The organism is Salinicola tamaricis (genome assembly GCF_003006155.1).
Classification (GTDB): Bacteria; Pseudomonadota; Gammaproteobacteria; order Pseudomonadales; family Halomonadaceae; genus Salinicola; species Salinicola tamaricis.
Map to the genome: position 1 here is coordinate 3,144,722 of NZ_CP023559.1, position 19,947 is coordinate 3,164,668.

Sequence of the window (19,947 nt, forward strand, 5' to 3'; positions counted from 1 at the left end):
GCGAGCAAGGATGCAACTGGAGTCGGTCACGGATGACGATGCCAGGGATGCGGATTTACCGCAGTCTTTCAGCAGGATAGGCATATGCTGATTGAAAGCCCGAGCGCTATCGCAGCGCGCTCGGGCTTTCTCTTATGTCGTGTCAGTCAGTCGCGATCATGGTCGGTCGCCACGATCGTGGCCAATCGCGACAGCCACGGTCGATCTCGACGTGCCATCGGTGGGCGAGAGATCGAGCTGACACGCGCCATCCTCGGTGTACCACAGGTGCGTCTACCATGCCGCTGCAGCAGGGCGCCGCCGGCCGTAGCCTACGCTTTCTTGCGCGCTTCGCTTGCCAAACCTAAGTGATTGGAATTATTATCGAAAGCCTTGCGGGTGTAGCTCAATGGTAGAGCAGAAGCTTCCCAAGCTAAGACGAGGGTTCGATTCCCTTCACCCGCTCCAATCCAGTGTTCAAACACGTCCAGACACGCCCGCCATCTCCCGCAGCCCCGCCACGCCCGCTCTCTCGTTCAAGCGCCTCCAGGGACAGTTATGATAGCATCGCCCGTCTTGAATGGCCTATTGCCTGGTTGACCGTCAGCCCTACACGCAGCCATCACGCGACGAGGTCGAGTGCTGCTCGCTGATGGATAAGAAGGCCTTTCATAACCGCTAGACGACATGGGCTTATCCGGCGGCAGGGCGTCGCGAGGGCGCTGCGAACCCCTCTCTGGCGCTACCTCCTTTGCCCTCCCTGGCAAAGAATCCCCGCTTTGCCCTGGCCCCGGTACCCATTGTCAGAGGGTTTGGAAACGAGCTCTAAGTGGCTCGCCGAGCTCGGGTCTTGTCCTGGTGCCATCGAGTATCGCTAGCTCGAGGCATGATGAGCGACGCGCGTTCAGGCGCTCTCCGTGGCTCGAGCGCGCCAGCTCAGCAGGACGTCGTCGGCGGTGATCGAAATGACGCTAACCGCCGCCTCACGCGCCAGGCGTGCCATCAGCCGAGACCAGTCGTCCTGCGTTTCGCCGGGCTGGCGCATGATGACCAGCTGCTGGCGCCGATGGCAGGTGGCCGTCTGGATAGCGCGTGAGACACGGCGTGACAGCCGCTCGTAGGGCGAGGGAAAAGCGAGAATCATGACGTCTCTCACCTGGGTATGGTTTATTACAGTATAGTTGGCGACGCTCGATGCCGTAAAGCGATCCCTGGCGCGAGCGGCGGTGCTCGGCCTCGCTCAGCGTCTGGGGCTGGTGCGTTTACTGGCCTTGCGTGCTTGGTAGCGGGTCTGCAGCTGCTTTGCGGTGCGCTTGGCTTTGGCGCGATTTTCCGGTTTGCGCAACCAGTTGGCGATGGCGGCGAGAAGCGCGTTCTTCATGTTCTCTCCTGTCACGGGGAAGATCTTGATTGCTGCCGTCTCACGGCTGAACGAGTTCATGACCGAGCAGCCATCTCGCTCAATGACTGGGCAACGGTGGACAGCGGCCACGAAAAAAGGGGCCCATAGGCCCCTTTCGTCAGCGACGCACGGCGCCTGTCACTGGCTCTTGATTGGCATCGCCAGCTTCGACGCTGTGGCCTTCCGCGTTGATCTCGTCGAGTGACTTCGAATCTTCGATGTTGGTCGCACCGTCGGTCTCCGGACTCCATCGCGTCCAGCGACTGATTGGTGGCAGCGCTGCCGCCGGAGAAGGATGAGGCATCCTGCTCACCGCTGGCGGTGACGCCGGAGCCGGGCGCCAACGGTTCCTGGTTGGCCTGCTGTGCATCCTTGAGTGCGGCGCTATCGGCGAGCGCAGTCGTTGCGAGACCCAGCGTGAGGGCGGCGAAGGCGATAGTCGCGAGTGATTTTCTCATGCCAAATTCCTTTTGTGCTGAGGAAGAAGAGGGAGCGATAGCCAGTGGGCTAACACGCCATCACACTGTAGCTGCTTTGCAATCAAGATATGCGTTCAGTTGCCTCACTAACGGACTTTTCGGCACGTAAGGCGGAGCTTTGAGCATGATTTCCAGCTTGCGCCTCTGTCTGCCGATGAGGATGAAGCGGTGATCCGCGTATTTCCCGCCAGAGCCATGCTCGCCGCGTGGGCGTTCCTGGCGAGGGCTTGAACTCGATCGGGCATGGCGTCATCTATAATGGTTAGGTGAATCAGCGTTCGCCATTAGTAAGACAACGCTAAATCAAGACAGTCACCTATTGGGTGATTGGACAACGCTCAGTTGACGTCACCAGTGGCTGGACAGCGCCCGACAGGGCAGGAGAGAGTCATGAACGCGCGCGATTATCTGGCCAAGCAGGGCATTGCGCTGGACAAGGAGGAGGAGAAGCCGCAGTCGCTCGAGGAGAAAGCCTGGGCCCGGGCGCGTGAGGCTGCCGAACACGGCCCACGTAGCGGCACGCCGCACGATTGGGAGGATTGGGAGCGCTATCACGAGGCGCTGGCAAGTGGTGCCGCCGAGATAAAGGGCAAGCATCGGCCGCGTGACGGCGGGGCTGAAGAGATTGACTCGAACGCTGGCGAGAGCGTCGGAGACGACGGGGCCTCGTCTCGTTACCGCCGCTAGACAGCAGGATTGCGCAAGGCCAGCTATGCTGGTGAGCAGCCGAGCGGATCGACGCTCTGGTGTCAGTCACGCGGGTGTCCAGGCGCCGTTGCGTGTCGGTCGGCTGAGGTGACGATGGCGGTGATGAAAAGGCGCCGCAAGGGACTGTTTTATCAATGTGGGCGTTAGCGCTGGAGAGCGTGAACGTGGCCACAAAAAAGGAGGCTACATGGATATCATCCGTATCATCTTCGCCATCATTCTGCCCCCGGTGGGCGTATTCCTGCAGGTAGGCTTGGGCCTGCAGTTCTGGATTAACATCGTGTTGACACTGCTGGGCTATATCCCGGGTATCATCCACGCGGTCTGGATCATCGCCACACGCTGAGTCGCGGTGAGGAACGAAAGCAGAACGCGTATGAAGAGCGCAGAGGGCCGGTTTCGACCGGCCCTCTGGCGTTTTTGGAGTCTTTTCGCGCGCGCCATGAGCACGTCACGAGATCATCGTGGGCATGACGCAGGCCTCAGGCCAGCCGATAGCGATAGTGCAGCGTCTCGTCCTTGCGCGGTCCCAGGATGCGCCAGGCGAGATCGAAGCCTTCAGGCAGCAGATGCAGTCGGGCGCTGTAGGCATCGGCGGCACACTGGTGATGGTGCTCGCTGACCAGGGTGTCGGCGTCAGCGGCGACCAGGTCGAACAGTGCCACCGCCGCATCGCGGCCGCGGCGTTCGTGGGCGAGCGCCACGCGCTCGGGCTGCAGGCGCCAGCAGTACAGGTTGCGCATCACTACCGGCTGCTGTCCGGCAAGGGTGAAGTGGCCACTCTCGTGAAAGCGTATCTCGTCCCCATTGACGGCCGCCTGCACACTGCCTTGACCGTGTCCGGACCAGCCGGTGCGCGAGCCGGCGCCGGCTTCGGCGGTGAACGCGAAACGCGTGACTTGGGGCAGCAGGGTCTGCAGCCGTATAATGGCTGTCAACTCGTCTGTCATCAAAAGGTTGACCTTAAATGTCTTATCTCGTCGGCGTCACGCTGCTGTGGGCCTTCTCGTTCAGTCTGATCGGTGTCTACCTGTCGGGGCAAGTGGATAGCTATTTTGCGGTGGCCACTCGGATCGTGCTGGCGACGCTGATCTTCCTGCCCATGCTGCGCCCGCGGGCGATCTCCGGCACCAGCCGTCTGGGTCTGATGAGTGTCGGCGCGCTGCAGCTCGGCGTGATGTATCTGTTCTTCTATCACGCCTTCCTGCTGCTGAGCGTGCCCGAGGTGCTGCTCTTCACCATCTTTACGCCGCTCTATATCACCCTGATCGACGATCTGCTGGCGCGGCGCTTCTCGCCGCGCTATCTGCTGATGGCGGCGCTGGCTGTGGCCGGAGCGGCGGTGATCCGCTACGACGGCGTCAATGCCGGCTACTGGCTGGGCTTTCTGGTCGTGCAGGGAGCCAATCTCTGCTTCGCCCTGGGGCAGGTCGGCTATCGTCATCTGGCCCGCGGGCTGCCTGCCGGCGTCGCCCATCGCCATCTCTTCGGCTGGTTCTACCTCGGCGCGCTGTGCGTGGCACTGCCGGCGTTTCTGCTGCTCGGCGACGCGCACAAGCTGCCCACCACCGGGCTGCAGTGGGGCGTGCTCGGCTGGCTTGGGGTCATGGCGTCCGGGCTCGGCTATTTCCTTTGGAACAAGGGCGCCTGTCGGGTCGACGCCGGTACCCTGGCGATCATGAACAACGCGCTGATCCCTGCCGGGCTGGTGGTCAATCTGGTGATCTGGAACCGCGATGCCGATCTGCTGCGCCTGAGTGCGGGGGCGGCGATCCTGCTCGTCACACTCTGGCTCAATGCGCGCTGGGCGCGTCGAGGGGCGGTAACGGCAGCGCCGGCGGCCAGCCATCCGTGACCACGAACAGGCGGCAGCCGCGGCCGTCCGGCAGCGTCAGGCGCAGATGCAGCGGTGATGAGGTGGCCGCAAAGTGGCGCTCCAGCAGCTCACCTAGTGCCACCATGGGGGGGCCGGCGCCGCGTGGCGGTGCCAGCCAGTGCGGTTTACGCAGCACCTGGCCGCGGGTCGCCGTTGGTAGCGCCGCGCAGAGCGCCGGCCACGCCCGGTGATGGCACCACAGGCCCTGGTAGACATCCGGATTGGCCAGATCCGGCAGTGCCAGGCGCTGGTGCCAGGGGTGGTAGAGAAACCCCGGCATGATGATGCGCTGGTGTAGCGCGGCGCCCGGTGTCAGTGTCTCGCGCACGGCCTGCCCGGGCTCGTCGCGGGCGGCGGGCAGTTGGCACTGCGCCAGTCGATGGCACTTGATCGCCAGGGAGTCGAAGCTGCCGGTGCCGATCCAGCGGGCGGCGGCGTGGCGATTCCCTGGTCCCTGCGCCAGCCCGAGGAAGAACTTGATTGCCAGTTCGGCGTGCTCGATCGTCGCAGGCTCGACGCCGCGATAGCGGTAGAGCAGATCGAGCTCACCCGTGATTCGCTTGCCCTCGCGCAGGGTCAGGTTGTGGCCGAGCAGTGCGCTGCGCGGCGCTTCGCCGAGGATCCACTGCCACAGCGCTTCGTGATAGATCCCCAGGCGCTGCGAACGGCGCTGATCGAGATGCTGCAGAAAGGCCTGCCGTCGCGGTGCCAGGGACGCCAGCCAGCGCCGCCGGAAGGCGTCGTCCGCGAGGCCGAGCTCGTCAAGGGTGGGGCGGCCGGCCACGCCCAGCCGTGCCATGTCCGGGGCGTGCAGCAGCCAGGCGATATCACGCAGCCAGGGCGCGCTGAGGCAGGCCAGATCCTCGCGCAGCGCTGGCGCGCAGGGTCGCAGCGCCCAGGTCGGATCGGTGGGCGCCACCGGAGCGGGCTCAGCGCGGCTGGGCACGTGGCCCCAGCACCGTGCTGTCGGCAGCCACCGGGCGGGTGACCACGGCACCGGCGCCGACGCGTGCCCGCTCACCCACCTCGATGTTACCGAGCACGCAGCAGCCGGCGCCGAGGAAAGCGCCGCGGCGAATCTTGGGGTGGCGGTCGCCGCTCAGTTTGCCGCTACTGCCTAGGGTGACACCGTGAAACAGGGTGACGTCGTCCTCGACCACCGCGGTCTCGCCGATCACGATCCCCGACCCGTGGTCGATGAACAGCCCAGCGCCGAGCTGCGCCGCCGGATGGATATCGGCAGCGAAGCCGTGTGCGGCGCGGTACTGGGCGAAGCTGGCGAGATCGGTGAGACCCGCCCCCCACCAGGCGTGGGCGACGCGATGACACTGCAGCGCACGGTAGCCGGGGAAGAACAGCAGCGGGTGAAGGGCTCGGGAATCGCGGCATCCTCGCGCAGCAGCACCAGCAGATCGCGCGCCGCGGCCGCGGCGATCTCGGGGTGGGCGGCGAGGCACGCCGCCACCGTGGCGTGGCACTCGGCGAAGGGCACTTCGGCGGTAGCGAGGTCTTCGCTGACGATCTCTACCAGCGCGCCGGCGAGGTCGTCGACTCGAGCAGGCAGCGGCGGTAGAGCGGTGTCAGCATCGCGATGGCGTCTGGCAGCGCTGCGTGCGGACTCGACCAGCGTCGGCCACAGGGTGTCACTGCTCAGTTCCGTCCATGCCTCGGACATGTGCGCTGCCTCCTCACATGACTCGCCGGGGTCAACCGGGGAGACGATAGAAATCGAACTCGCGGGTCTGCACCGTCTTGACCATGTGCGAGGCCCAGGACGGTGTGATGCTGCGCTGGTGGAAGAACACCGCGCCGTGGGTGCGATCCTTGAGCGTGCCGTTGAGCGCTCGGCGTGCGATCTCGCGTGCCGCGGCGTACTCCAGCGGCTCACGCGCCTCGTCGGGGCGGCCATCGCACCACCACGAGAACTGGCAGCTGCCGGTCTCCGAGCCCTGCTGTACCACGCCGCACAGGGTCGGCGGGAAGGCCGGATTGCCCAGCCGATTCATCACCACGTTGGCCACTGCCTCCATCTCCACCACGCCCGCACCCTTGGCCTCCCAGTAGATCGACCGTGCCAGGCAGGTGAGCGCGTCATCCAGCGGGGCCTGGCCGCGCGGATCGACCGCACGCGCCCCCTCCGGCGTTACCCGTAGTGCCGGTGGCGCGGGGCTGGCGCGCGTGTTATCGACGACTCGCTGCTCCAGCTGCTCGGCCTTGTCGAGCGCGCGTTGGGCCGTTGGTGGCTCGGCGGCGAGCAGTGGGGCGGCGAGTGCGATCACACCCAGCAGCATCACCAGGGCCATCACCCAGGTACGGGGTGTGAGGGCCTGGGCGAGACCTTGGCGCGCGGGCGTCGGTGACGTACGCATCACGGTGGCCGCTGGCGTCAGTCGGCGCCGAGGGTCTGGATCACCTCGAAGCCCTCGAACTTGGGCGGCCCCAGATAGAGCCCCTCGCGGCGGCTCTGGCCGGCGTTGGCGTGGGCGGCGCGGAACGCTTCCGAATGGGTCCAGGCCTCGAAGTCGGCCCGCGAACGCCAGATGGTGTGCGAGGCGTAGAGCACGTGATCCTCTTCGGCGGGACCACGCAGCATGTGGAACTCGACGAATCCCGGCAGTCCCTGAAGATGGGTTTCGCGTTCGAGCCACAGGGTCTCGAACTCCTCGGTGCGCTCGGGATTGACGCGGAAACGGTTCATGGCGATGAACATCGGATGCGTGGCTCCATGCGGAAAACGGGGGTAAAGGTAAAGGGCGCGCGTGATGACAGTAGCGCGCTGCGTCCGGCCCGATCGACCTGACGCCGGCAGCGTTCACCATGCCAGCACTCTACGTGAAAAGCGAGGTGTGCCCGACCCGGCGCTGGCCGGGCCTGGTGCGTTGACGAATGATGCCGGCGGGTGCCCTAATCGAGGCAACACTGACTTCGTCATTTCTGTCATGCGAGGTGAACGGCGCGCCCGGCGCCCATGATACGCCATGGACATTCCCCATCAGCGGCTGGTCTATTTTCGCGTGACGGTCGAATCCGGCTCCCTGCGCAAGGCCGCCGCGCGGCTCGATATCGCACCGTCGGCGGTGAGCCGCCAGATCGCACTGCTCGAAACCGCCTTCGAGGCGCCGCTGCTCGAGCGCACGCCGCGCGGCATTCGCCCCACCGCGGTGGGTGACATGGTGCTCGACTACTGCCGCCAGCGCGGTGCGCTGGACGAGCAATTCATTGCCAGCCTGGAGGCGCATCAGCGCCTGGAGACCGGTACCATTTCACTGGTGGTGGGAGAGGGCTTCATCGACGATCTGATCGCGGCCCCGCTAAAGGCCTTCGCCGAGCGCTATCGCGGTGTGCGCCTGGATATCCAGCAGGCCGGGACCGACGAGATCATCGAGTCGATCGTCGAGGACCGCGCCCACATCGGGCTGATGTTCCACGAGCGGGTCCATCCCCAGATTCGCTTCTGGGTCTCCAGCGGTCAGCCGCTGTTGGCGATCTGTCCCCGCGACCATCCACTGGCCACGCTTCCCGAGCCGCTCTCGCTGGAGACCCTGAGCGAGGCGCCGATGGCGTTGTGGAAAGTCGGACACGGTGTACGCCGGCTGGTCGACGAGGCCTTCCAGCAGGCACGACTGCGCCCGCGGGTGGCGATGGAGACCAACTCCATGGCGGTACTGCGGCGTGCGGTGGTGGCCGGCATGGCGATCACCCTGCTGCCCAGCTTTGCAGTAGCGGATGAGCTCGGCAGCCAGAGCGTGGTCGCGCGGCGGGTCGCCTGCGCGTCGTTCCAGCACTCCCAGGCGCACATGATCACCCGGGTCGGACGGCGCCAGCCGCTGGCGAGTCTCAAGTTGCTGCGCCATCTGAGCGCCTGGATGCACGCGTTTCGTCACCACGACCCGCGGCGCTGAAGCGCCAGTTTCCTTACGCTACTTGGAGTTTCTCCTCACTGCTGGGCAAAGCGCAGCAGCGTGCCCAGCGCCTGGGGCGCGATGTCGGTCTGGCTGGCGTCGTGGGTGTGGTACTCGACGCCGGCCGCGTCCCACCCCACCTGGGTCGCGGCGAGATCGCGGCAGGCCAGGGTCAACGCCACGGCGCGGGGTGGCTCGGCGTCGACCTCGCCCAGTAGCGGAAAGGTCGCCTCGAGGGTGGCCGGGTCGAGCAGATGACAGTCGCCCTTGTGGGTATGGATCACGTAGTGGCGGGCGTCTCCGCGAATCGCCTCGCAGCCGTGAATGCGCGCGAAATGGCCAATATCGTGGGTGGGGTCGTCGCTCACATACCAGACATCGGTGATCGAGGTGGCGCCGTTGGGGTGGCTCTCCAACGTCGGGTCGAGGTGGAACAGTTCCGGGCGCAGCTGCTGGCACAGAAACTGGGTCAGGAACGGCCGCTCGATATCGTGCAGGATATCCAGTGCGACGCTCACCTCGGTGTCGCCGCCACTGGGCAGGTGCGCCTGGCGTCGGAAGATGATCGGGCGCGCTTCGGCGAAGCCGCGCGAGGCGACCAGGGCGTGGTCGCGCTGGATGCTATCGCTGTCGAGGGCGAGCATGGCGATACCGTCGCCGATGCTGGTGAGCCGCGCCTCGATCAGGCGCCCGAACTGGAAGCCGTTGTCATCCTGATAGTCGAGGCACTCGGGGCGGCCGATACCGATCAGCTCGATGAAGTTATTGCTGAAGAAGAGCAGGTGGTTGTCGGTGCCCCAGGGGTGTTGGTGGCGTGCATTGACGTTGAAGCCGAGCTTGCGCGCGGCAGCCGCGGCATGGTCGAGATCGCCGACGGCGATGAGAGGGTGATCGATGCCGAAACTCATGGCGGGCTCCTGTACTGGGCAGGGTGACGGCAAGAGGATGCGGTGATGGCTCGAGTATATCCGGCTTTGCCCTGATATACGCCGTTCATGGCAGCGATACCGGCTGCGCGGCGGTGGTCGTGGTGTCTGGTCTGGTACCCGCCAGCGCGGCCAGGGCGGCGTGAATATCGGCGGCGTCGTTGTGCCAGTGCGGCGCCAGCCGAACCAAGGCGCCGGTCATCGGCAGACGCACGTTGAGCGGCTCGGCGGCAATGTTGCACACCTTGGCGGCAATACCGGCGGTGCTCAGGCGCTGCGCCACCACCAGCGGCTGCGCCTCGGGCAGGTGCAGGGTGGCGATACCACTCTCGGGAGTCGTCAGCAGCGGTGTCAGCCCCTGCGCTCGGGCCAGCTCGTAGGTCAGCCCGGCGAGCCCCAGTACGTGCTCGCGCAGGGCTGCCACACCGATCGCCGTCAGTTCATCGATCGCGGCGGTCAGGCTCAGCTGATTGAGGATCGAGACATCGGAAGCATCGAAGCGGCGCGCCTGGGGCTGATCGAGAAAGCGCTGGCTGGCGGCATCCAGACGCAAGCCTGCCATCTCGGCCAGCGGGTTGGGGCGCATCGACGCCAGCGCCGCCGGGCTGAAGTAGGCCAGCGCCATGCCACGCGGGCCGCGCAGCCACTTGCGCGTGGTCGCCACCAGCACGTCACAGCCGAGCCGACGCACGTCGATCGGGGTCTGCCCCAGGCCCTGGGCGGCATCCACGATCAGCGGGCAGTGGGCCGGACGCGCCAGCGCGCCCAGACCCTCTACGTCGTAGCGCCGGCCCTCGATACTGGTCACCAGCGGGACGAGGATCGCGGCCACGTCCTCGCCGAGCTGGGTGCTGATCGCGGCCAGGTCGAGGCTACCGTCGGCCTGGGTGGCGAGCAGCTCCAGCGCCCGCGGCGGTTCGCCGCCGAAACGCTTGAGCATGACGATATCGGAGGCCCAGGTCCCCGGCGCGACGAGCACACGCTTGCCGCGCAGTGGGAGGGTGGCGAGGGCGCGCGCCATCGCCAGCGAGGTACTCTCAGCCAGTGCCAGCTGCGTCGCCTGAGCGCCGATCAGCGCGGCGGCGCGTTCACGCGTCGCCTGCAGGTCCCAGTCCGCGCTCTCGATCCGCTGTTGCGGCCAGGCTGCCGCCTCCGCTTCCAGCCATTGGCGCAGCCGCGCCGACACGCCGGGGCTGGTGAGGCCCACCGAGGCGTTGTTGAGATAGCGAAGTGTGTCGCGCATCACGGGGCTCCAGCGGTAGCTCGGGGGGTCGAGCTATCCTGACGTGGAAACGTGAGCGGCGCCAGCGCCTGTTGAGATGCCGGTTGCCTTTTGTGCGGGGTATCTCCTCCGCCCGAGGTCGGGAGCCAGGCGCACGCTGAGCCGCGATGGCACTCAGCGTGCGCGGCGCTCACCCCTTGCCGTCGCCGTAGCCCATGGCGACGCTGGCCTCGCTGGCGGTCTCGACCCAGACGCTCTGGGGCACGCTGTACTCGCGCAGGCCGTCGAGTCCGCTGGAGCGGCCGAAGCCGCTGTCGCGGAAGCCACCGAACGGCGACATCACGTTGATCGCCTTATAGCTGTTGATCCACACCGTACCGGCGCGCAGCTGCGCGGCGACGCGATGTGCGCGGGCCGGGTCCTGGGTCCAGACCGCGCCGGCCAGGCCGAAGCGGGTGGCGTTGGCCAGGCGGATGGCATCTGCCTCGTCGTCGAAGGGCAGGGCCACCAGCACCGGGCCGAATACCTCTTCGCAGGCGATCTCCATCTCCGGGCTGACATCGGCGAGCAGGGTCGGCGCCAGGTAGTAGCCGTCGGCACCTGCGGGCAGTCCGTCTGGCCGCGTGCCACCGGTGACCACTCGGGCGCCGGCGGCACGGGCGCGTTCGAGCATGGCGCTGACATGCTCGAACTGGCGCGCGTTCTGTAGCGGCCCCATGCGCGTGGCCTCGTCTTCCGGCAGGCCGACCGCGATCTGGCTAGCGGCGCGGGCCACCCGCTCGACTACCTCGGCATAGATCTCGCGCTGGATCAGCAGGCGCGAACCGGCCACGCAGCTTTGTCCGGCCGCCGCAAAGATCGCCGCCTGGGCGCCGGCCACGGCATCGTCGAGCTTGGCATCGGCGAACACGATATTGGCCGACTTGCCACCCAGTTCGAGCACGCTGGGTACCAGGCGCCGGGCGCCGGCCTCGGCGATCACCCGGCCGCTGGCGGGCGAGCCGACGAACACCAGCTTGCTGATACCGTCGTGCCCGGTGAGCGCCGCGCCGGTGGTGGGGCCGAGACCGTTGACGATATTGATCAGCCCTCGCGGCAGGCCGCCGGATTCGAGCAGGCGAGCGACCACCACCGACGAGAACGGGGTCAGCTCCGAGGGCTTGAGCACCACACCGTTACCTGCCGCGAGCGCCGGCGCCAGCTGCCAAGCGCAGGTGAACATCGGCGCGTTCCACGGCGTGATCTGACCTACCACGCCGAACGGCACATGGCGCACGTAGTTGAGATGGCTGGTGGGCACCGGGATCACCTCGCCATGCTGCTTGTCGCACCAGCCGGCGTAGTACTCGAACATCTCGCGCACTTTGCCTACCTCTCCGCGGCAGTCGCGGATCGGCTTGCCGGCGACCACGCTCTCGAGCTGAGCCAGCGACTCCTCGTGGCCCTCCAGGCGGCGCACCGCGGTCAGCATGCGGCGGCCGCGCTCACTGGCCGTGAGCGCCATCCATTCGGTCTGGGCCCGGGTTGCGGCGGCGACGGCCCGGTCCACCAACGCCGCATCGGCGTCGCGGTAGTCGATCAGCGCGCCGCCGGTGGCAGGGTGGATCAGGGCGATGGCTTCCCCCTCGCCGCTGACCAGTTCGCCGTCGATCCAGTTGCTGCAGGGGGTGTCGCCGCGCTCCAGCGACAGGCCGAAGCGCATCAGCAGATCGGCCAGGCGGTCACGAGCTTGGATCTCCAGGGCATTCATCGGGCAGGCTCCTCGCGCGGGTCAGAGGTGGTGAAATCGAGTCCCGCCTGCGCCAGCAGGGGGGCGGCGATGTGGTTGAAGTCGTCGCTGTCTGCGGGGTGCTCGGGGTCGGCATGCCAGCCGGCGACCACCTGTTCGAGCAGGCCGAGATCGAGTGCCAGACCGGCGGCGGCATCGCGGGCCAGGCGCAGATCCTTGCGCATCAGGCCGCAGGTGAAGCCGGAGTCGAAGCGCCCGGAGAGAATCCACTCCGGGAAGTTGACCTCGCTCACCGCACTACGCCCGGAACCGCTGTTGAGTCCGGCCAGGCAGGCCGCCGGGTCGACCCCGGCCTTGGCGGCCAGCGTCACCGCCTCGGCGGTGGCGAGCAGGTTGGTGGCGCAGAGATAGTTGTTGGCCAGCTTGACCACGTGGCCGCTGCCTGGGCCACCGACATGGGTACGCTTGGCCGACATCGCCGCGAGCATCGGTTCCAGGCGTGCCACCGTTGCCGGGTCGCCGCCCAGCAGCATGCCGAGTCGGCCGCTGGCCGCCCCCTTGGGGCCGCCGCTGACCGGGGCATCGAGCCATTCGAGGCCGGCGCCGAGCACCTTGGCGGCGAGCTCGCGGCTGATCACCGGATCGCTGGTGGAGGTGTCGACGATAACGCTGCCACGGGGCGCTGTGGCGAGCAGGTTAGGGGTCTGCTCGATCACCTCGCGCACCTGCGCGGAGGTCGGCAGCGACAGCAGGTAGACGTCGCTGGCGGGCAGCTCGGCGGGAGCGGCCACTGCCAGCCCCAGGCCCGCCAGGCGCTCACGTGCGGTGTCGAAAACATCGCTGCCGGTGACGTCGAAGCCAGCCTTGTGCAGAGTCAGGGCCATGTTGCCGCCCATCTGGCCGAGGCCGATGACGGTGATTTTCATATCGATAACCTCTTGTCGCGGTGACACGCAGCGCAGGTCTCCTGCGCCGAGCGCTGCCGCCGGGCTGCGCTCGGGATGGTCTGTGCGGATGGGGTTCAGCTGGCGAGCAGCGCCCGGGCCAGGGCCTGCCAATAGGCCACGCCGAGCGGCGCCAGGGCGTCGTTGAAGTCGTAGGCCGGGTTGTGCAATGCGGCACTGTCGCCGTTGCCGAGCCAGATATAGGCGCCTGGGCGCTCGGCCAGCATGAAGGCGAAATCCTCCGAGCCCATGCTCGGCGGCAGATCGCGGTGGACCCGGGTGATCTGTGGCAGGCCTTCCAGCACCTCGGCGCAGCGCGCGGCGTGCTCGGGGGCGTTGAGCGTGGCCGGGTAGCGCGCCTGGTAGTCGAGCTTGGCGGTGAGCCCGTGGAAGGTCGCGCAGGCCGCCACGGCGTCACGCAGGCGCTGCTCCAGACGCGCCTTGAGCGTGGCGTCGAAGCAGCGCACGGTGCCTCGCAGCTCCACCGTGCCGGGGACCACGTTGAAGGCATCGCCGGCGTGGAACTGGGTGATGCTGAGCACTGCGGACTGGTGGGCCGGGGTCTCGCGGCTGATCACGCCCTGCAGCTGGGTCGCCAGCTGGCAGGCGGCGAGCAGGGTATCGTCGCCCAGGTGGGGCATGGCGGCATGGCAGCCGCGCCCCTTGAGCGTCAGCGTGAAGACGTCGAAGGCGGCCATCACTGCGGTGTCGTGCACCGCGGCTTCGCCCACCGGCAGCCCGGGCCAGTTGTGCAGACCATAGACTGCGTCCATGGGGAAGCGTGTGAACAGCCCCTCCTCGACCATTACCCGGGCGCCACCCTCGTTTTCCTCGGCGGGCTGGAAGATGCAGTGCAGGGTGCCGGCGAAATCCGGGTCACGGGCCAGGGCACAGGCGGCGCCCAGCAGCATGGTGGTGTGGCCGTCGTGGCCGCAGGCGTGCATGCGTCCGGGGAACGTCGAGCGGTAGTCGAGGTCGCTGGTCTCCTCGATCGGCAGCGCATCGATGTCGGCGCGCAGGCCGATGCTGGGGCCGGGGCCGCGGCGGCCCTCGATGGTCACCACCACGCCGGTACCGCCGCCCAGGCCGGTGACCGGCTCGAGGCCGTGCTCGCGCAGGATGGTGACGATCCGGTCGTGGGTGCGGTGCTCCTCGAAGGCGATCTCGGGGTGGCGGTGGAAGTCGTGACGCCAGGCCTTCAGGGTGGCAGCGTCGGGAAAGGCGGCGGGCTGGTTCATGCGCATCTCCTGGGTTGTGGGGCAGGCGCCGGGGCGAAGTTGCGAACCGGCGCGTTGAGTGCGAGAGACGGGTGGGTGGCGGACGATTGGCGGTGCGGCTCAGAGCAGCACTTGCGCGACGACCGCGGAGCCGACGTAGGTGCCGGTGAAGACCAGCAGCGAGACTACGATCAGCTTCCAGCCGGTACGCCGGAACATGCTGAACTCTCGCCGGCTCAGGGCCAGGCCGGCATACGCCAGCACCGGGGTGACGATAGCGAGGAAGTTGACCGCCGCCAGGCGCTCGACGACCCAAGCGCTGCCGGGGAAGAAGGGCAGCGTCATCACGATGCTGACCAGCGAGACCCAGGCCACGCCGGGTAGATAGAAGGGTACGATGCGGGTCAGCACCAGGCCGATCAGCGTCATCACATAGAGAATCGCCATGCCCGGCAGCGCGGTCAGCAGCGAACTGACGTTGACGGTGTTGGCGATCCAGCCCACGGCACAGGCTGCCGCGAGCACCGCAGCGGTCTTGCCCAAATGCTGTTCGGGGCGCTCGTCGGGGGCGACGTCGGCCGCGGCCATCCCGGCATCCGGTGCTGCTTCGGTGGCGCTGCGGCGCTTGCCGGCCAGACGCCGATAGAGCCACTCCGCCACCGGCAGGGCGATGAACAGCGAGACATAGAGCCCGGTGGCGTAGGTCAGCAGGTTGCTGGCTCCGGCGAAGGCGAGCAGATCGTCGGCCATGCCCGGCAGAGCACCGGCGAGGGCGCCGGAGCAGGCCGCGACCATGCTGCCGCTGCCGACCCCGCAGGCCATGGCCAGGGCGCGCGGATCGAACACGCCGAGCGAGGCGAGATAGCCCGCCATCAGCGCGAACCACAGGGTGCCGAACATGGTGCCGACCACGTAGACCCCCATCACGCCGACACCCTCCGGCCCCTTGAGACCGTACTTATCGGAGATGATGGCGATATTCGGCTCGCGCGCGATCGAGTAGGTGGCGCCCACCGCCTCGCGACCCATCTTCAGAACCACGACCGCCACCGGCAGCGCCACCAGCATGGTGCCGAGGTTGCCCAGCTCCTGAAGGATCAGTGCCGGGCCGGCACTGATGATCTGGTCGATGGCCGGGCCGATGGTCGAGCCGAAGCGCGCGATGAACGGCATGATCGAGATCAGAATCAGCGGCGTGGCCGCCTGACTGACGCTCTCCGGCACGTAGCGCCGGGTGGCGGTGAACAGGTGCGGGTTGAGCAGCACGCCGAGAATGAAGGCATAGAACAGCGGTAGCAGCAGCAGGGTGCCGGGACCCAGCGGAATCTTGAGAATACCGATCGCCTCGCTGATCAGGGACACGATGACCACGATCAGATGCAGGCGCCAGTCGAGCAGTCGGTGTAGAGACATGGCCGCGACCTCGTTGTTATTGGATGGGGGCGCATCCGCGCACTCACACCTCGGGTGTGTCGCAGACGCCCGATCGAGTATCGGAACAGAGGGTGCTCTAATGAAAGTCGGCAGGTGTTCTGATTTTTACGATGCGACGAAGGGCTAATAAGGACAGTACGAGCCGCAATCAGTGGCGACAGCGGTTGGCAGATAGCGTGGAAAATAGGGTGATAGGGAGGAGATCGGGGTATGTGGGGTACCAAAAATCGTCGGGAGCGGTTTTGGACGCCGAAGGCGGCCCGAAGGGGGCCTGCCAGGGGTGGCAGGCACGCAAAATCGTCGGGAGCGATTTTGGACGCCGAAGGCGGCCCGAAGGGGGCCTGCCAGGGATGGCAGGCACAAAAAGGGGGAGCATTGAGCTCCCCCGTATCCCGCGGTGTGGCTAACGCTTACTGCTTGTCTTGCGGCAGTGCGTAGACCACGACCTGGTCGCCCACCTGATCCTTGAGGATGGTGTTGCCACCGGCGACGAAGGCGACGTATTCACGTCCCTTGTACTCGTATACCGCCGGGTTGGCGACGGCCGGCGCCTGGGCCTGGTCGGACCACAGCTCCTTGCCGCTCTCCAGCGAGTAGGCGCGCAGCTTGGCATCCATAGAGGCGCCGATGAAGATCAGCCCGCCGGCGGTGACTGCCGGCCCGCCGATGGTCGGCGAACCCCAGCGTTCCGGCATGAAGAAGCCGTACTGCTGCGAGGCGCCGACCGGACGCCGCCACTTGACGTCACCGGTGTGCATGTCCAGCGCCACCAGTTCACCGAACGGCGGCTCCCAGCACGGCATGCCGAGCCAGTTGCTGGCGACGTTCAGACGCATGCCGTAGGGCGCGCCTTCCTGCGGCGAGAACCCGCTCTCGTTGCCGGAGCCGCTGTCCGCCTTCTTGTAAGCCTCGCGGTCGTAGAGTTTGATCGTCTGCACGATGTGCGAGACGTTGACGATCGCGGTCTGGCTCTGCGGATCGAAGGCGACGCCGCCCCACTGCACGCCGCCGGCGCTGTCCGGGTAGGCCAGGGTGCCTTCGCCTTGAGTGGTCGGCGGGGTGTACATGCCCTCGTAGTAGAGGTTGTCCCACAGCCGCGAACACTGACCGCCACCGACCATGTCGGCGAGTTCCCAGATCTTGGGTTTCTTCGACTGGTCGAGCAGCGGTGCCGGCTTGGTCGGGAACGGTTGGGTCTTGGCGTAGACCTCGCCTTTCACCGAGCCGTCGCCCTGGGGTACCGGGCGCTCCTCGATCGGCCATACGTCCTCGCCGGTGAGGCGGTTGACCACGAACAGAAAGCCCATCTTGGTGGCCTGGATCAGCGCCGGAATCTGCTTGCCGTCGACGGTGATGTCCATCAGCGTGGGCGCGGCATTGATGTCGTAGTCCCAGACATCGTGATGCACCCACTGGCGCGACCACACGACCTTGCCGGTGTCGACGTCGAGCGCGGTGGTCGAGGTCGCCAGCGGGGCCGATTCGGTGCGGTTGCCGCCCCAGTAGTTGGGAGAGGGCGAGGAGACCGGCAGATAGATCAGGCCGTGAGCCTCGTCCACCGACATCTGGGTCCAGACGTTGGCGGTGCCGCTCTTCTCACGCATCTCCGGCGACAGTGCCTCGAAGGTCCACTCACGCTTGCCGGTGCGCGCGTCGATCGAGAACACGGTGCCCGGAGGCGCGGTCTCGAAGGCCCAGTCCTTGCCGGCCCAGCCGAAGATCAGGTGGTCGCCGACCACGGTCGGCGGCTGCAGGATCGACAGCGGCCACTTGGCGTGGGTGGTGTTCCACTGATTGACGTCGAGTACACCATTGTCGGCGAAGTCCTGACACGGCTTGCCGGTGTCGGCGTCGAGCGCGAACAGCTGTGCGTCCATGGTGCCCATGTAGACGATCTTCTGGCACGCCTGGCCGGGCTCTGGATCCTTGGCTTCCCAGTAGGCCACGCCGCGGTTCTTGAGCACCGGTTGGGTCAGGGCTTCGAGCTTGGAGTGGGTATCGAAGCTCCACTTCTGCTCGCCGGTGGCCGGGTCCAGCGCCAGCAGGCGGTAGAAGGGCGTACCGATGTAGAGGGTGTCGTTGGCGAAAATCGGCGTCGCCGACCACACCGTGGCGGGAATGTCGCCGGAGCCGTCGGAGACGTCACCGGTGTGCACTTCCCAGACCTTCTCCAGCTGGCCGACGTTGTCGACGTTGATCTGGTCGAGCGGGCTGTACTTCTGAGCGTTGTTCTGACCGTGGAAGGTGTTCCAGGTCGGCTTTGTCGGGACCAGCGGGATATCGGCGCGCTGGGCCTGGGCCGTATCCTGAGACTGAGCGGCATCCTGGCTCTGGTTGTTGCCCTGGGCCTGGACGCTATCCTGGGTCTGGGCACTGTCCTGGCTCTGGGCCGCGTCCTGGGTCTGGCTCGCGGCGGGGGCCTGGGCGCTGTCAGCGTCCTGAGCCAGCAGCGGCAGCGGCGCCAGCATCAGGGCCAGAGCTGTCGCCGTGCCGAGGCGTTGTGGGGTGATTCCGAAAGTCGGCATATGACGGCTCCTCAAGCGTGTGCGGCGCGGCGGGTGGCGGTGGGGCGGCGCAGATCGAGGATCAGCCCGATCAGGCCCAGCACCATGGCGGCAGCGATGCCCCACTGGTGCAGCAGCAGGCCGGCGAAGCCGGTGCCGATCAGCCCGATGAGAGCCAGCAGACGCCAGAAGATGCGACCGCCGCGATGCTTGAGCGGCATCAGGATCAGTGCCATCAGCGCCAGCGCGAGGCAGGCGAAGATGACGACCAGTGCGCCGAGCGAGCCGTTGACACCGGTCAGCGGGGTGACATAGGCGTAACCGGCGACTGCCGCACCGACGAGCGCGGCCAGCAGCAGCACGATGGCGCCGAGTGGTTTGGATTGCGATGATGGCATGTTGCCCTATCTCCCTGTATGGCGAAGTCAGGCGCGCCTTGCCGAACGGCGGCGTGGCCGTTGAGCGTGGCGACGCACCGATAAAGGCGATGACGGAACGCGCCCTGCCTTCCCTGAGGTGTTCCCTCTGCGGATTTCCCTTGCGGTCTTCCCTTGTGGGGACGGTACCCCGTCGATAGGCGTGGTGGTCCCTGTCGACAGGGTAGGCAATTTTAGCGTGTCGAGCCGTGCCATGTTCGTTTTTTTACGCACGCCGCCGGGTTGACGGCACCCGAGCAGCATGCGGTTTGCCGCCTCTTCGGGCAGCCCCCATAATGGCCGGCCGATACGCCGCCAGAGATCCGTTGCATGAGTGCGTTCAACACCATCGGCCTGATCGGCCGCCTGGGCAGCGACAAGGTCGTCGAGACCCTCAAGCGTCTGCTGATCTTCCTCGAGCGCCGCGACTGCGAGATCGTGATCGAGGATCGCACGGCAGCGCTGCTGGAGGCTCACGGCCAGCGCGAGGCGCGGCGGCGCGAGCTGGGCACCCTGTGCGACCTGGTGATCGTAGTCGGCGGTGACGGCAGCCTGCTGGGCGCGGCCCGGGCCCTGTGCACCAGCGCCACCCCAGTGCTCGGGATCAATCGCGGGCGGCTGGGCTTTCTCACCGATATCTCCCCCGACGAGGTCGAGCAGAAGGTGGCCGAGGTGCTCGACGGCCAGTACGACAGCGAACGGCGCTTCCTGCTCGACGCCGAACTCTATCGCGGCGAGCGTCTGATCGGTGCCGGCACCAGTCTCAACGACGTGGTGGTGCACCCGGGCAAGGCTGCGCGGATGATCGAGTTCGAACTGTTCATCGATGACCGCTTCGTCTACTCCCAGCGCTCCGACGGCCTGATCATGGCCACGCCCACCGGCTCCACCGCCTATGCGCTCTCCGGCGGTGGCCCCATCGTCCACCCGGGGCTGGAGGCGATCACCCTGGTGCCGATGTTCCCGCATACGCTCTCGAGCCGGCCGATCGTGATCGACGCGGCGAGCGAGATTCGGGTGCATATCGGTGATATCAACCAGGCCTACCCGCATGTCAGCTGTGACGGCCAGACCCGTGTGGTGTGCAAGCCCGGTGACATTCTCTATGTGCGCCGCAAGGCCGAGCGCCTGACCCTGATCCACCCGCGCGGGCACAGCTTCTTCGAGGCGTGCCGCTCGAAGCTGGGTTGGAGCAGCAGGCTGGGAGAT

Annotated in this window: 20 protein-coding genes, 1 tRNA gene and 1 pseudogene; 6 read left to right on the plus strand and 16 right to left on the minus strand. The window is 66.9% G+C overall.

Going from position 1 to position 19,947, the window contains the following annotated elements:
• Positions 1-374 precede the first annotated feature (374 nt).
• Positions 375-447: transfer RNA gene (locus tag CN538_RS14510), tRNA-Gly, on the plus strand.
• 436 nt (positions 448-883) lie between these two features.
• On the opposite strand, the gene CN538_RS14515 is transcribed toward CN538_RS14510, so the two are convergent.
• Positions 884-1,123 carry a DUF1654 domain-containing protein gene (locus tag CN538_RS14515; protein ID WP_106419896.1) on the minus strand — a complete coding sequence of 80 codons (240 nt, stop codon included), beginning with the start codon at positions 1,121-1,123 and terminating at the stop codon, positions 884-886.
• 96 nt (positions 1,124-1,219) lie between these two features.
• On the minus strand, positions 1,220-1,420 hold the full coding sequence (locus CN538_RS20010; protein ID WP_129591381.1) for a hypothetical protein: 201 nt from the start codon (positions 1,418-1,420) through the stop codon (positions 1,220-1,222).
• Positions 1,421-2,250: 830 nt separating this feature from the next.
• Between CN538_RS20010 and CN538_RS14525 the strand changes: the two genes are divergently transcribed.
• Both CN538_RS14525 and CN538_RS14530 read left to right on the plus strand, forming a co-directional pair.
• Positions 2,251-2,547: a hypothetical protein gene (locus CN538_RS14525; protein ID WP_106419898.1), complete on the plus strand. Its 297-nt coding sequence runs from the start codon at positions 2,251-2,253 to the stop codon at positions 2,545-2,547.
• A 208-nt stretch (positions 2,548-2,755) separates the two neighbouring features.
• A complete protein-coding gene (locus tag CN538_RS14530; RefSeq protein WP_035471155.1) occupies positions 2,756-2,914 on the plus strand; it encodes a YqaE/Pmp3 family membrane protein in 159 nt (52 codons plus the stop codon).
• Between the two features lie 136 nt (positions 2,915-3,050).
• On the opposite strand, the gene CN538_RS14535 is transcribed toward CN538_RS14530, so the two are convergent.
• Positions 3,051-3,518 (minus strand): DUF6314 family protein, encoded by a 468-nt coding sequence (locus CN538_RS14535; protein ID WP_106419899.1) that lies wholly within the window; start codon positions 3,516-3,518, stop codon positions 3,051-3,053.
• 17 nt (positions 3,519-3,535) lie between these two features.
• Between CN538_RS14535 and CN538_RS14540 the strand changes: the two genes are divergently transcribed.
• Positions 3,536-4,423, plus strand: a complete 888-nt coding sequence (locus CN538_RS14540; RefSeq protein ID WP_106419900.1) for an EamA family transporter — start codon at positions 3,536-3,538, stop codon at positions 4,421-4,423.
• Here the strand turns inward: CN538_RS14540 and CN538_RS14545 are convergent.
• Genes CN538_RS14545 through hmuQ form a run of 5 tightly spaced genes read right to left on the minus strand, consistent with a single transcriptional unit; the run spans position 4,362 to position 7,154 of the window.
• The gene (locus CN538_RS14545; protein WP_106419901.1) at positions 4,362-5,363 is read right to left on the minus strand and encodes a DUF1853 family protein; all 1,002 of its coding nucleotides are present in this window, start codon (positions 5,361-5,363) and stop codon (positions 4,362-4,364) included. The two genes, CN538_RS14540 and CN538_RS14545, sit on opposite strands and share 62 nt — an antisense overlap.
• 10 nt (positions 5,364-5,373) lie before the next feature.
• Positions 5,374-5,622, minus strand: a complete 249-nt coding sequence (locus CN538_RS20465) for a serine O-acetyltransferase (RefSeq protein ID WP_164999612.1) — start codon at positions 5,620-5,622, stop codon at positions 5,374-5,376.
• On the minus strand, positions 5,619-6,119 hold the full coding sequence (locus tag CN538_RS14555) for a serine acetyltransferase domain-containing protein (protein WP_106420663.1): 501 nt from the start codon (positions 6,117-6,119) through the stop codon (positions 5,619-5,621). Before CN538_RS14555 ends, CN538_RS20465 begins: the two co-directional genes overlap by 4 nt.
• Positions 6,120-6,150: 31 nt before the next feature.
• A complete protein-coding gene (locus CN538_RS14560) occupies positions 6,151-6,813 on the minus strand; it encodes a cell wall hydrolase (protein ID WP_242495174.1) in 663 nt (220 codons plus the stop codon).
• A 17-nt stretch (positions 6,814-6,830) separates the two neighbouring features.
• On the minus strand, positions 6,831-7,154 hold the full coding sequence (gene hmuQ / locus CN538_RS14565) for a heme-degrading protein HmuQ (protein ID WP_106419904.1): 324 nt from the start codon (positions 7,152-7,154) through the stop codon (positions 6,831-6,833).
• Positions 7,155-7,422: 268 nt separating this feature from the next.
• On the opposite strand from hmuQ, the gene CN538_RS14570 reads away from it, so the two are divergent.
• A complete protein-coding gene (locus tag CN538_RS14570; RefSeq protein ID WP_106419905.1) occupies positions 7,423-8,346 on the plus strand; it encodes a LysR family transcriptional regulator in 924 nt (307 codons plus the stop codon).
• Between the two features lie 35 nt (positions 8,347-8,381).
• Here the strand turns inward: CN538_RS14570 and CN538_RS14575 are convergent, their stop codons facing one another.
• The 8 genes from CN538_RS14575 to CN538_RS14610 all read right to left on the minus strand — a co-directional run bounded on the left by CN538_RS14575 (position 8,382) and on the right by CN538_RS14610 (position 18,720).
• Positions 8,382-9,254, minus strand: a complete 873-nt coding sequence (locus tag CN538_RS14575) for a VOC family protein (protein ID WP_106419906.1) — start codon at positions 9,252-9,254, stop codon at positions 8,382-8,384.
• A gap of 85 nt (positions 9,255-9,339) precedes the next feature.
• The gene (locus tag CN538_RS14580) at positions 9,340-10,515 is read right to left on the minus strand and encodes an aminotransferase class V-fold PLP-dependent enzyme (protein ID WP_106419907.1); all 1,176 of its coding nucleotides are present in this window, start codon (positions 10,513-10,515) and stop codon (positions 9,340-9,342) included.
• Between the two features lie 169 nt (positions 10,516-10,684).
• Complete coding sequence (locus CN538_RS14585; protein WP_106419908.1) at positions 10,685-12,244, minus strand: aldehyde dehydrogenase family protein; 1,560 nt, start codon at positions 12,242-12,244, stop codon at positions 10,685-10,687.
• Positions 12,241-13,176, minus strand: coding sequence for an NAD(P)-dependent oxidoreductase (locus tag CN538_RS14590; RefSeq protein ID WP_277985025.1), 936 nt, complete (start codon positions 13,174-13,176; stop codon positions 12,241-12,243). Before CN538_RS14590 ends, CN538_RS14585 begins: the two co-directional genes overlap by 4 nt.
• Before the next feature lie 68 nt (positions 13,177-13,244).
• Positions 13,245-14,405: an amidohydrolase gene (locus CN538_RS14595; protein WP_106419910.1), complete on the minus strand. Its 1,161-nt coding sequence runs from the start codon at positions 14,403-14,405 to the stop codon at positions 13,245-13,247.
• A gap of 99 nt (positions 14,406-14,504) precedes the next feature.
• Positions 14,505-15,797: a DUF3100 domain-containing protein gene (locus tag CN538_RS14600; RefSeq protein ID WP_106419911.1), complete on the minus strand. Its 1,293-nt coding sequence runs from the start codon at positions 15,795-15,797 to the stop codon at positions 14,505-14,507.
• A 431-nt stretch (positions 15,798-16,228) separates the two neighbouring features.
• Positions 16,229-18,343, minus strand: coding sequence for a pyrroloquinoline quinone-dependent dehydrogenase (locus CN538_RS14605; RefSeq protein WP_106419912.1), 2,115 nt, complete (start codon positions 18,341-18,343; stop codon positions 16,229-16,231).
• An 11-nt stretch (positions 18,344-18,354) separates the two neighbouring features.
• Entirely contained in the window at positions 18,355-18,720 is a 366-nt protein-coding gene (locus tag CN538_RS14610; protein ID WP_106419913.1) for a hypothetical protein, read from the minus strand.
• Between the two features lie 348 nt (positions 18,721-19,068).
• Here CN538_RS14610 and CN538_RS14615 point away from each other — a divergent pair.
• Positions 19,069-19,947 (plus strand): annotated as a pseudogene (locus tag CN538_RS14615) (NAD(+) kinase); the annotation flags it as partial.